Below are 11,909 nucleotides of genomic sequence, written 5' to 3' on the forward strand. Positions count from 1 at the left end.
CGCGACCCGGATTCATGCTCGTCGCGAGGGATCGCAGCCGGAGTACGGTTGCAGATCGTCCCGCCAGCCCTCCAGCAAGCCTTCCTCCGCCAACGCAGCCATCACGCTGGGCCGCTGGCGTATCCGCCCGGCATAGGCCGCCAGCGCAGGCCATGTGGCGGTATCGAGGCCCGCCAGGGGATTCCAGGTCAACAGTGTGAAGGCATAAGCGTCCGGCAAGGTGAAAGCCTCGCCCAGCAGGAATGACTGGCGTGCGAGCATTGCATCGAGTTGCGCATAGGCACGCTGCAATGCTTCGTGGGCGGCGGACCGCGCAGGAGCCAAGGTATCGAGCCGCAGTAGCGGAGAAAAGTGGACATGCACGTCATGCGCCAGAAATTTCAGGCACATGCGGATCTGCTGGAAGGCCGGCATGTCGGGTAACGGCGCGGTGACCGGATGCGGCGACATGCGGGCCAGCAGTGCCAACGCCATGTCGGTTTCGGTGTCGAGCAGTGTCTCGTCATCGAACCACAGCGCAGGCAGCCTGCAGTCCGGATAGGTTGCGCGGAAATCCTGGCCATCCTCATCGAGCCCGGAATTCAGGCGCACGCGTACGGGCCGCACCGGAAGCCCCGATTCGGCAACAAGAATGCGGGCCGCCAGGGCCGAGATCGCGGGCGTATGGAACAGTTTCATGCCGGGAAGACCTGCACAGAAAATCTGCACTGAAACGACGTTGTTTCAGCTTAGCCGCTTCTCGAGCTGCCCGGCTCAGCGCAGCATGTTCTTTGCAATAATTAACTGTTGAATCTGCGTGGTGCCTTCGTACAGGCGCAACAGACGCACATCGCGATAGAAGCGTTCGGCCTTGTACTCAGCGATGTAGCCGGAGCCGCCGTGGATCTGCACGGCTCGGTCGGCCACGCGCCCCACCATCTCGGTGCAGAACATCTTGGTACACGAGGCCAGCATGCTGACTTCCGGGTCGGCCTGCCCGGCCGGCTTGGCGTCGTAGCGCCGTGCGCAGTCGCGCATCATGCTCAGCCCGGCATACAGTTCGGCTTGGCTGTCGGCCAGCATGGCCTGTACCAGCTGGAAGTCGGCAATGCGCTGGCCGAACTGCTTGCGTTCCTTGGCATATTCCACGGCATCGCGGATCAGGCGCTCGGCCATCCCGCAGGCCAGCGCGGAGACATGCAGGCGGCCGCGGTCGAGCACTTTCATGGCGGTCTTGAAGCCCCGCCCCGCTACACCGCCGATGATATTGGCTGCCGGCACGCGCACGCCGTCGAGCACCACGTCGCAGGTCTTGGTGCCGCGCTGGCCCATCTTGCGGTCTGGCTTACCCAGCGTGATGCCGGGCAGGTCCGCCGGGACGATGAAGGCCGAGATGCCCGAGGCACCCGGGCCATCAGTGCGGGCCATCAGCGTGAAGGCGCCGGCGCGTGGCGCGTTGGTGATGAAGCGTTTGGTGCCGGTGATCACGTAATGGTCGCCATCCCGTTCGGCGCGCGTCTGCAGCGCAGCCGCATCCGAGCCGGCATTCGGTTCGGTGAGCGCAAAGGAAATGATCAGCTCGCCGCTGGCGATGCGCGGCAGGTAGTCGGCTTTTTGCGCATCGGTGCCATCCATCAGGATGCCTTGCGAACCGATGCCGACGTTCGTACCGAACACCGAGCGGAAGGCCAGCGCGGTGTGGCCGAGATCGAATGCCACCTCGCACTCCTGGGCCATCGACAGGCCGATGCCGTCATACTGCTCGGGAATGGACAGGCCGAACAGGCCCATTTCCTTCATGTCGTCGACAATCTCCTGCGGCACATCGTCTTCTTCCTCGATGCGGTTTTCGGCCGGCACCAGACGGGTGTCGATGAAACGCTGCACGCTGTCGCGCAGCAGGGAAAACGATTCGGTATCGATCGCCATGGGGTCCATCCTTTCGAAAACAATGCCAGCCGGCATGGGCCGGCGAGCATCCAGTCTGATTTGATGCGGCCGTTTTGACAATATCCACAGCGGCGAACAGAATGTCGCAATCTTTTCAACAAAATCGGATCGTCATGCAGGGAAGCGACCTCACGTTGCTGGTCGATATCGTCGATGCTGGCAATCTCAGCGCCGCCGCGCGCCGGCTCAAGCTCTCGCGCTCCAGTCTCAGTTACCGCCTGAAGGCATTGGAGCGGGCCGTCGGCGCGCAGCTGTTCAAGCGCACCACGCGCTCGCTAGAGCTGACCGAAGTCGGGCGCGCGCTGCATGCCCATGGCCAGATCGTGGCGCGCGAGCTTGCGGCCGCGCATGCGACCGTCTCGTCACTGGGCAAGTCGCTGCATGGCAAGGTGAGCGTGAGCGTGCCGACGGGTTTTGGCCAGGTGTGGCTCAATCCCCTGCTGATCGACTTCAAGCGCCGTCATCCAGGCGTCACGCTGAATGTGGTGTTCGACAACCAGATCACCGACCTGGTCTCGGAAGATATCGACATTGCCATCCGCGTGCTGTCGCGTCCGCCGGAATCGCTGGTTGCCACGGACCTCGGCAAGGTCGACTGGGTGCTGTGCGCCACGCCGGCCTATCTGGCGGCCAATCCGCCGGGGGACGACATCCGCCAGTTGCAGCACGCGCGCATCATCTGCGCGGCGGCGGTTGGCCAGCCGTTCAAGCTGATCGCGCGCAGCCATTTGGGTAACGACCCGGCACGGCTGGAGATCCGTCTGGTGCCCGAGGTGCAGTCGGAGAATTTCGCGTTCCTGCGCGACGCCACGCTGGCCAGCCTGGGCCTTGGCATTCTGCCGCGCTATGTCGTCGCTGAACAGCTGCGCAACGGAACCCTGTTGCGGCTATTCGGCGATCACGAACTGACGGTATTCGGCTCGCACGTCTTTATGCTGACCCTGCCGAGCCGCTACCGTACGCAGGCGACACGCCAGCTGATGACATGGTTGCGCGAGCGCATCAAGCTCGATGATCTGTAGCGGTGGTTGCAGCGTTGCTTCATTCCGCGCCGCCGCTTGGCCAGCTGGCGGTATCAGGCGCTGTGGCGGTATACCCAGACCTTGCGGACATAGAGCACCACGACGATGATGGCCACCACGGTCGACACCGGATCGAGGTAATGCGATACCGCTTCGAACTGGCTGCCAAGCATGTAGCCTGCGCTGGCGAGGATCAAGGTCCAGGTGAAGGAGCCGATGGCGCTGTAGAACAGGAATGGCAGGAAAGGCATGCCCATCAGCCCTGCCGGCAGCGAAATGACCGACCGTACCGCCGGGATCAGGCGCCCGAAACACACCGTGGCGCCGCCATGGCGGTCAAACCAGCGCGCGGCCATGTCGATATCGTCTTCGGTGATTGCCAGCCAGCGGCCATAGCGGCGCACCAGCTTGCGCACACGCGCTTCACCGAGCGCCCGCCCCGCCCAGTAGAACGGCATCGTGCCGATCAGTGCGCCGGCCGTGCCGGCCAGCACCACGCCGGCAAAAGTCAGGCTGCCGTCTGCGGCGAGGTAGCCCGCCAGCGGCACGATCAGCTCGGACGGAATCGGCGGAAAAACGTTTTCGACGAACATCAGCCACATGAGGCCGAGATAGCCCATGCTTTGAATGGTGTCGAGAATCCATGAACCCATCGGTACTCCAGAGAAGTTGAAAGAAGCAATGCACAGTCCGCGCGGCGATGCGCCGGCGCGACATCCGGAAATGTCGCCAGCGCGACATGCCGCGAGTCACGGATACAATGCGGGGATGGAGTCGAACGCATGTGCCCCCGCCGAACAGGCCCGATGCTGGAATCTGGCCGCTGCCGCGATCATCGCGGTGACCATTATCGCAGTCCTCAAGCTCCATATCGCGCCCGCACTGATCGTGGGGCTCGGTATTTTTCTCTGGGCGAGATGGATGCTGCGCCTCCTCGACCGTGGCAAGGGCCGCTGGGTGGCCCGTCCGCTCGTCATGATGATGACGGTGCTGATCGTCATTGCGCTCGGTTTTCTCGCGCAGTTCGGCATCCAGCGCGGACTTGACTACCTGATCCACCAGGGGCCAGGCTTTCTCACGCAGGTACAGGCGTTGGTCGACCAGTTGCGCGGCCAACTGCCGGCGGCCATCGGCAATGCCCTGCCGACCGATATAGAAAAGCTCAAGGCCATCGGCCTGACCACGCTGCGTGACCATGCCGGTTCGCTGGCATCGCTCGGCCGGGAAGGTGTGCATGCCGCCTTCCAGCTCATGCTGGCGACCATCATCGCGCTGGCCGCGGCACTGGCCACACGTGTCGCCTCGCATGAGCAGGCGGGTCCGCTGACGCGTGCGCTGGCCGGGCGTGGCGAAGATTTTCTGACCTGTTTCAAGGCGCTGCTCGGTGCCCAGGTGTATATCGCCTGCGCCAACACCACTTTCACCATCATCTACCTGTACGGCATCCTGCCGCGCTTCGATGTCGTGCTGCCGTACCGCGAACTCGTCTGCCTGCTGACTTTTGGGCTCGGCCTGCTGCCGGTGGTCGGCAACCTCATCGCCAACACGCTGCTGACCGTCATCGCCCTCACGCATTCCGTGCTGGTGGCGATCGTGTCGCTGACCTACCTGGTCATCATCCACAAGCTCGAGTACTTCATCAACGCGCGCATCGTCGGTCAGAAGATCCACGCCTCGGTGTGGGAGCTGGTATGCGCCATGCTACTGATGGAAGCGATCTTCGGCATCGCCGGGCTGGTGCTGGCTCCGGTGTTCTACGCCTTCATCAAGATGCAGCTCAAGCTGGTGCGCTGGCTCTGAGCTTCCAGCAGCCGGGACAGCGAACCTAGGGTATACCTGTATAACCAACAAATCGTTCCCTCGGGGAACGCTTTTGGCTATGGTGTAGCTTTAGTAATAAAAGCTATCAATATGTCTGCCCCTCGCCTCTTCTCCGCCGCGCTTTTCCTGGCCGCGGCCCTGCCTGCCCTGGCCCAGCCCCAAGCATCGACGCAAGCGCCCGTCCAGAGCGAAAGCCGCACCCTGAAACGCATCCACGATAGCGGCATGATCAAGCTCGGGTATCGCGAGTCGGCCCTGCCGTTTTCCTTTGCCGATGCCCGCGACCAGCCGGCTGGCTATGCCGTCGACCTGTGCCTGCGCGTGGCCGAGGCGGTGCGCAAGCAGGAAAACCTGCCGAACCTGAAAGTGCGCTGGATTCCGCTCACGCCACAGAACCGTATTCCTGCGGTCAGCAATGGCCTGGTGGACCTCGATTGCGCGCCGAACACCAACACCCTCGAGCGCCAGAAGCAGGTAGCGTTCAGCGTGTCCCACTACGTGTCGACGGTGCGTATGCTCGTGCCGCGCGCGGACCACATCAAGGGATTCGAAGACCTGCGTGGCAAGTCCGTGGTGACCAGCGCCGGCTCCACTGGCGATCGCCATGTGCGCCGCCTGAAGGACGAGTATGGCTATCGTGACATCTATGCCAAGGACCACGGCGAGTCGTTCCTGCTGCTGGAAACCGGCCGCGCCAAGGCCTTCGTGATGGACGACGTGTTGCTGGCCGGACTCCGTGCCCGAGCGAAGGAACCGTCAAAGTATGAAATCACCGGCCCGGTGCTGTCGGTCGAGCAGAATGCCCTGATGCTGCAGCGTGACGATCCGCAGTGGAAAGCGTTTGTCGACAACACACTGATCGATATCTTCCACAGTCCGCAGATCCGCACGCTGCATGCGCGCTGGTTCGAAAAGCCGATCGGTCCGCGTGGCATCAACCTGCAACTGAAGCCGAGCAAGGAAGTACTGCAGGCGTGGAAGAAGCCTTCGGACAAGGCTGAGGAGTGAAGCAGCGTGGCCGGCATGAAGGTGCCGGCTGTCGCGCGGTGACGGGCCCCACGGTCGCCGCGCGGCAATATCACTGCAGCCGGTCACCCGGCCGGCGCGTCTGCAGAGCGATTCCCCCGAGACTGGTGATGCTGGTCCGGGGTGATCTCAACGACGGGCTTACGGCGTCACCGTGACGCCGGTTCCCGTTCCCAGCGTGCCGATAGCCGTAGCCCGCTCGAACCCTTCATCGCGGAACAGCTGCAGTACCGTGTCCGCCGTTTCCGGCGCGCACGCCACCAGCAGGCCGCCACTGGTCTGCGGATCGGTCAGCAGGGCCTGCGCCCAGGTTGGTAGCGCGGCATCGAGTGAAACCTCCGCACCATAGCCATTCCAGTTGCGTGCCGAGGCGCCGGTCACGCAACCGCCTTCGAGCAGGTGCACGGCTTGCGGCAGGCACGGTACATCCGCCAGCCGCACCGTGGCCGACAGATGCGAGCCGCGCGTCATTTCCAGCAGATGGCCGAGCAGGCCGAAACCTGTCACGTCGGTCAGCGCATGCACGCCGTCGAGCGCGGCGAGGCGCTGGCCCGGCGTATTGAGTTGCGTGGTCGAGGCGATCATCTGCGCATAGCCGTCCGCATCGAGCCGGTCCTTCTTCAGCGCTGCCGAATAGATGCCGACGCCCAGCCCCTTGCCGAGGATCAGCACATCGCCGGCCCGGGCCGAACGGTTGCGCTTGATCTGGTCGGGATGCGCGAGACCCAGCGCCACCAGGCCGTAGATCGGCTCCACGCAGTCGATGGTGTGGCCGCCCGCGACCGGAATACCAGCCGCCGCGCACACCGATTCTCCGCCGGCGAGGATGCCGCGCACGGTGTCCATCGGCAGCTTGTCGATGGGCATGCCGACCAGCGCCAGCGCCATGATCGGCGTACCGCCCATGGCATACACATCGGAAATCGCATTGGTGGCGGCAATGCGGCCGAAATCGTACGGATCGTCGACGATCGGCATGAAGAAATCGGTGGTGGCGATCAGCGCCTGCGTGTCGTTCAGGCGATACACCGCCGCATCGTCCGACGACTCGATGCCCACCAGCAACTGCGGCGGTACGGGCAGGCGCTGTGCGCTGCCAGCGAGGATCTGCGACAGCACGCCGGGTGCGATCTTGCAACCGCAGCCGCCGCCATGCGAGAACGAGGTAAGACGGGTGGAAGGTTGAACCGCGCCGGGTTCAGACGTATGTGCCATGACTGCTCCGCGAAAAAACACTGGCGCCGATCATACCCGAGCGCACGTTGCGGCGTACGCGGTCGCCATGGGCATGAGGGATCGGCTCAGGCAGTACCACCCTCCGCGAGGCGCGCCAGCCCGCTCTTCGAGGACTTGATGGTCTGCAGGATGATGTTCGAGCGGATGTCGAGCACGCCCGCCGTGCGGTACAGCCGGTTGACGATGAAATCCGAGTAGTGCCGCAGGTTGCGCGCCTGCACACGCAGCACGTAGTTGCACTCGCCCGTGATGATGTAGGCCGCCGTCACCTCGGGCCAGTCGCGGATCGCCTCGATGAAGGTGTCGTGCCAGCCCTGCACGTCCTGCCGCATCGACACCTGCACCATCGCATCGACCTCGATGCCCAGCTGCTCCAGGTCGAGTTCCGCGCGGTAGCCGGCGATCACCCCGGCCTCTTCCAGCAGGCGCACGCGGCGCAGGCACGCCGAGGGCGACAGCGCGACGCGTTCGGCCAGGTCCTGGTTGCTGATGCGGCCGTCTTCCAGCAGCACGGCAAGGATGCGCAGATCGAGGGTATCGAGCGTCATGGCTGCATGAAATTCCATTAATCCAAAGATTATGAAATTTTATGCGAAAAACAACGCTATCCACGCCCAATACGCAAACTCATTTCGCGCTGCACCGCCTATCATGCAGGGCATGACCACGCCCGCCGCGCCCGTCTCCCGCCCCGCTACTCCGCGCCTGTTCGACATCAGCCCGGTGCTCTCTCCCGCCACGCCCGTGTGGCCGGGTGACACACCCTTTACCGAGGCGCGCACCTGGCATATGGGGCCGGACTGCCCGGTGAACGTGGGGCGCTTCACCCTGTCGCCGCATACCGGCGCACATGCCGATGCGCCGCTGCACTATGCGGCCGACGGCTTGCCGATCGGCGCCGTGCCGCTCGAACCGTACCTCGGGCCATGCCGGGTCATCCACTGCCTTGGCGCCCATCCGCTGGTCCTGCCGGCGCATGTCGAGCCGTCCCTGCACGGGATACCGCCGCGCGTGCTGCTGCGGACCTACGCGACCGCGCCGCAGGCCACGTGGGATGCCGGGTTCTGCGCCGTCGCGCCGCAGACGATCGCCCTGCTGGCCGCCCATGGTGTGCGCCTGATCGGCATCGACACGCCCTCGCTCGATCCGCAGGATTCCAAGAGCATGGACGCGCACCGCATGATCGCCACGCACCGCATGGCGATTCTCGAAGGGCTCGTGCTCGATGCCGTGCCCGCTGGCGATTACGAACTGATCGCCCTGCCGTTGCGGCTCGCGCATCTCGATGCCAGCCCCGTGCGTGCGGTGCTGCGCACCCTGCCGCCATGAACGCAGGGAGCTTCATGCGCCGTCGCTGCTGCCGTTGTTGTTCACACCATTCTGTTCCAGGATCTTCACCATGTTGACCCGCCAAGACTGCCTCGCCCGCGACGCCGACGACCCGCTCGCGCCGCTGCGTGCGCGCTTTGCCCTGCCCGAGGGCGTGATCTATCTCGATGGCAATTCGCTTGGCGCGCGCCCCCGCGCGGCGCTGCAACGCGCACAGCAGGTGATCGCCGAAGAATGGGGCGAGGGACTGATCCGCAGCTGGAACACCGCGCACTGGTTCACGCTGCCGCAGCGTCTCGGCAACAAGCTGGCACCGCTGATCGGCGCGCATGCAGATGAAGTGGTCATCACCGACACCACCTCGATCAATCTCTTCAAAGTGCTCGCCGCCGCGCTGCGCGTGCAGGACGAACGTGCCCAGGCACGGCGCGTCATCGTCTCGGAGCGCAGCAACTTTCCCACCGACCTGTATATCGCCCAGGGCCTCGCCGACCTGTTGCAGCGCGGTTATACGCTGCGCCTGATCGACGCCCCCGACGAACTCGGAACCGCCATCGGCGACGACACCGCGGTGGTCATGCTCACGCATGTGAACTACCAGACCGGCCACATGTACGACATGGCTGCCGCCACCGCGCTGGCCCATGCCAGGGGCGCGCTGACGGTCTGGGACCTGGCGCACTCCGCCGGTGCGGTTCCTGTCGACCTGCATGCGGCGCAGGCAGACTATGCGATCGGCTGTACCTACAAGTATCTGAACGGCGGCCCCGGCGCCCCGGCTTTCGTGTGGGCCGCGCCTGCACTGCGCGACTGCTTCTGGCAGCCCCTGTCGGGCTGGTGGGGTCACGCCCGGCCGTTTGCCATGCAGCCTGACTACCAGCCGCATGACGGCATCACGCGCTTCATGTGCGGGACCCAGTCGATTACCGCACTGGCCATGGTCGAGTGCGGCCTCGATATTTTTGCAGAAACCGACATGACCGCCATCCGGCGCAAATCGCTCGCGCTGACTGACCTGTTTATCGCGCTGGTGGAGCAGCGTTGTAGTCAGCACGCGCTGACGCTGATCACACCGCGCGACCATGCGCAGCGCGGCAGCCATGTCAGCTACGCGCATGCGGAAGGCTATGCCGTGGTGCAGGCGCTGATCGCGCGCGGCGTTATCGGCGACTACCGCGAACCGCAGATCATGCGCTTTGGCTTCACCCCGCTCTATACAGGTTACGCGGACGTGTGGGATGCCGTGGAGATCCTGCGCGACGTGCTCGACAGCGAGGCCTGGCGTGCCCCGCAATTCCAGGCGCGCGGCCTGGTGACCTGAACGCAAGCGAGTGTTTCCATGTGCCCCTATCACACCTCCCCCGATTCCGAACCCATGGCTGGCGCAGGCGGCGCGTCGCCGGCTGCCGGCAGTGCATCTTCCCCGGCGGGCTGGCATGATGCCCGGCTCGATTTCTCGTCGAGCATGAGCTACGGCGACTACCTTGCCCTCGACCAGTTGCTGCATGCGCAGCATCCGCGCTCGCCCGATCACAACGAGATGCTGTTCATCATCCAGCACCAGACATCCGAGCTGTGGATGAAGCTGATGCTGCACGAGCTGCGCGCCGCGCGGCAGAATGTCATCGACGACCAGCTGCGGCCCGCCTTCAAGATGCTCACGCGCGTCTCGCGCATCATGGAGCAGCTGGTGCAGGCGTGGGCCGTGCTCGCCACCATGACGCCGCCCGAATACTCGGCGATGCGCCCCTACCTCGGCCAGTCGTCGGGTTTTCAGTCGTTCCAGTACCGCGAGATCGAATTCATCCTCGGCAACAAGAACGCCGCCATGCTCAAGCCGCATGCGCATCATCCCGAGCGGCTCGCCGAAGTGGAGGCGGCTCTGCACCTGCCCTCGCTCTACGACGAGGCGGTGCGCCTCATGGCGCGGCGCGGCCTGGCCATCGACGCCGGGCGGCTGGCGCGCGATCCGGCCCTACCGACGGAGTACGACGCCAGCGTCGAAGCCGCGTGGCTGGCGGTCTATCGCGACCCGGCGCAACACTGGGAGCTGTACGAGCTCGGCGAGAAGCTGGTCGATCTCGAAGATGCCTTCCGGCAGTGGCGCTTCCGCCATGTCACCACGGTCGAGCGCATCATCGGCTTCAAGCGCGGCACGGGCGGCACGGAAGGCGTGAATTACCTGCGCCGCATGCTCGATGTGGTGCTGTTCCCCGAGTTGTGGAAATTGCGCACGGATCTCTGAGGCGCGCGATCTATAATCGCGCCGTGCCCGCCTCACTCGCTTCCCCTTCCTTTCGCACTGTCGCCATCATCGGGGCCGGCCCCGCCGGCTTGATGGCCGCCGAGACGCTGCTGCGCCAGCCGTCCGCGCCGCCCGTGCAGGTGCATGTCTACGATGCCATGCCGTCGGTGGCGCGCAAGTTCCTGCTGGCTGGGCGTGGCGGCCTCAACCTGACGCACAGTGAGGCGCGCGAGCGCTTCGTCGCCCGCTACGCTGTGCACGCTACCGAGGTCGCGCGCTGGCTCGACCGCTTCGGGCCTGAAGATCTGCGCGCCTGGGTGCATGGGCTGGGTATCGACACCTTCGTCGGCACTTCGGGCCGCGTGTTTCCCACCGACATGAAAGCTGCACCGCTGCTGCGCGCCTGGCTGCACAGGCTGCGCGAAGGTGGCGTGCATTTCCACATGCGCCATCGCTGGCAGGGTTGGGGCGCGGACAGCAGCCTGCAGTTCGCCACGCCTGATGGTCCGCATGCCATCCAGCCCGATGCGCTGGTCCTGGCGCTGGGCGGCGGCAGCTGGCCGCGGCTCGGCTCCGATGCGGCGTGGGTGCCGTGGCTGGCGGAACGTGGTGTGGAGGTCGTGCCGCTCATGCCGTCCAACTGCGGTTACGAGGCGGACTGGAGCGCGCATTTCGCTACGCGTTTTGCCGGCCAGCCGCTCAAGTCGATCGCCATGACGGTGCAGGGCAGCGGCCAGCCGTTCCGTGCCGGCGAATGCCTGGTCAGCACCACGGGCCTCGAAGGCAGCCTGATCTATGCCTTGTCCGCAGCGCTGCGTGCGCAGTGGATGAATGACGGCGAAGCCACGGTCCTGATCGATCTGTTGCCGGACGTGCCCGCCGCACGCGTCGAGGCCGCCGTGGTGGCGCCACGCGGTTCGCGTTCGCTGTCGAGCCATCTGCAGAGCCGCCTCGGGCTGGCCGGTGCCAAGGCGGGGTTGCTGCGCGAGTGCGTGTCGAAGGCGGTCCATGACGACCCGGCGCAACTGGCGCGGGCGATCAAGGCCTGCCCGGTCCGCCTGCTGCGCCCGCGCCCGCTCGAGGAAGCAATCAGCAGCGCCGGTGGGGTGGCGCTGGAGGCCTGCGATGCGCAGCTGATGCTGCGTGCCCTGCCCGGCGTGTTTTGCGCGGGCGAGATGCTCGACTGGGATGCGCCGACCGGGGGCTATCTGCTCACGGCCTGTCTGGCGAGTGGCGTGGTCGCAGGCGAAGGAGTGCAGACCTGGCTCGAGGCGACGGTGCACTGACGCTGGCGCAGCGGT

General features: G+C 65.2%; 12 protein-coding genes. 7 read left to right on the top strand and 5 right to left on the bottom strand.

What is annotated here, in order from left to right; all coding sequences use genetic code 11:
• Positions 1–12: 12 nt before the first annotated feature.
• Both ACQ3C8_RS14760 and ACQ3C8_RS14765 read right to left on the bottom strand, forming a co-directional pair.
• A complete protein-coding gene (locus ACQ3C8_RS14760; RefSeq protein WP_428851969.1) occupies positions 13–678 on the bottom strand; it encodes a glutathione binding-like protein in 666 nt (221 codons plus the stop codon).
• Between the two features lie 75 nt (positions 679–753).
• Positions 754–1,908 carry an acyl-CoA dehydrogenase family protein gene (locus ACQ3C8_RS14765; protein ID WP_428851970.1) on the bottom strand — a complete coding sequence of 385 codons (1,155 nt, stop codon included), beginning with the start codon at positions 1,906–1,908 and terminating at the stop codon, positions 754–756.
• Between the two features lie 134 nt (positions 1,909–2,042).
• Here ACQ3C8_RS14765 and ACQ3C8_RS14770 point away from each other — a divergent pair, with 134 nt between their 5' ends.
• Positions 2,043–2,951 carry a LysR family transcriptional regulator gene (locus ACQ3C8_RS14770; RefSeq protein ID WP_009522771.1) on the top strand — a complete coding sequence of 303 codons (909 nt, stop codon included), beginning with the start codon at positions 2,043–2,045 and terminating at the stop codon, positions 2,949–2,951.
• 53 nt (positions 2,952–3,004) lie between these two features.
• Here ACQ3C8_RS14770 and ACQ3C8_RS14775 read toward each other — a convergent pair whose 3' ends face one another.
• Complete coding sequence (locus tag ACQ3C8_RS14775; protein ID WP_009522770.1) at positions 3,005–3,604, bottom strand: DedA family protein; 600 nt, start codon at positions 3,602–3,604, stop codon at positions 3,005–3,007.
• A gap of 115 nt (positions 3,605–3,719) precedes the next feature.
• Here ACQ3C8_RS14775 and ACQ3C8_RS14780 point away from each other — a divergent pair, with 115 nt between their 5' ends.
• Together ACQ3C8_RS14780 and ACQ3C8_RS14785 are read left to right on the top strand one after the other, a co-directional pair.
• Complete coding sequence (locus ACQ3C8_RS14780) at positions 3,720–4,751, top strand: AI-2E family transporter (RefSeq protein ID WP_009522769.1); 1,032 nt, start codon at positions 3,720–3,722, stop codon at positions 4,749–4,751.
• A 111-nt stretch (positions 4,752–4,862) separates the two neighbouring features.
• Entirely contained in the window at positions 4,863–5,780 is a 918-nt protein-coding gene (locus tag ACQ3C8_RS14785; RefSeq protein ID WP_428851971.1) for an amino acid ABC transporter substrate-binding protein, read from the top strand.
• Positions 5,781–5,939: 159 nt separating this feature from the next.
• On the opposite strand, the gene selD is transcribed toward ACQ3C8_RS14785, so the two are convergent.
• Both selD and ACQ3C8_RS14795 read right to left on the bottom strand, forming a co-directional pair.
• Entirely contained in the window at positions 5,940–7,013 is a 1,074-nt protein-coding gene (gene selD, locus ACQ3C8_RS14790; RefSeq protein WP_428851972.1) for a selenide, water dikinase SelD, read from the bottom strand.
• 86 nt (positions 7,014–7,099) lie between these two features.
• On the bottom strand, positions 7,100–7,582 hold the full coding sequence (locus ACQ3C8_RS14795; protein WP_037030128.1) for an Lrp/AsnC family transcriptional regulator: 483 nt from the start codon (positions 7,580–7,582) through the stop codon (positions 7,100–7,102).
• A gap of 103 nt (positions 7,583–7,685) precedes the next feature.
• On the opposite strand from ACQ3C8_RS14795, the gene kynB reads away from it, so the two are divergent.
• The 4 genes from kynB to ACQ3C8_RS14815 all read left to right on the top strand — a co-directional run bounded on the left by kynB (position 7,686) and on the right by ACQ3C8_RS14815 (position 11,894).
• Positions 7,686–8,363 (top strand): arylformamidase, encoded by a 678-nt coding sequence (gene kynB / locus ACQ3C8_RS14800; RefSeq protein WP_428851973.1) that lies wholly within the window; start codon positions 7,686–7,688, stop codon positions 8,361–8,363.
• Between the two features lie 70 nt (positions 8,364–8,433).
• Positions 8,434–9,684: a kynureninase gene (gene kynU, locus ACQ3C8_RS14805; RefSeq protein WP_428851974.1), complete on the top strand. Its 1,251-nt coding sequence runs from the start codon at positions 8,434–8,436 to the stop codon at positions 9,682–9,684.
• Between the two features lie 54 nt (positions 9,685–9,738).
• Positions 9,739–10,608, top strand: coding sequence for a tryptophan 2,3-dioxygenase (gene kynA, locus ACQ3C8_RS14810; protein ID WP_428853097.1), 870 nt, complete (start codon positions 9,739–9,741; stop codon positions 10,606–10,608).
• A gap of 23 nt (positions 10,609–10,631) precedes the next feature.
• Positions 10,632–11,894 (top strand): TIGR03862 family flavoprotein, encoded by a 1,263-nt coding sequence (locus ACQ3C8_RS14815; protein ID WP_428851975.1) that lies wholly within the window; start codon positions 10,632–10,634, stop codon positions 11,892–11,894.
• Positions 11,895–11,909 lie beyond the last annotated feature (15 nt).

It is taken from the genome of Imbroritus primus (genome assembly GCF_964332355.1).
GTDB classification, from domain to species: Bacteria; Pseudomonadota; Gammaproteobacteria; order Burkholderiales; family Burkholderiaceae; genus Imbroritus; species Imbroritus primus.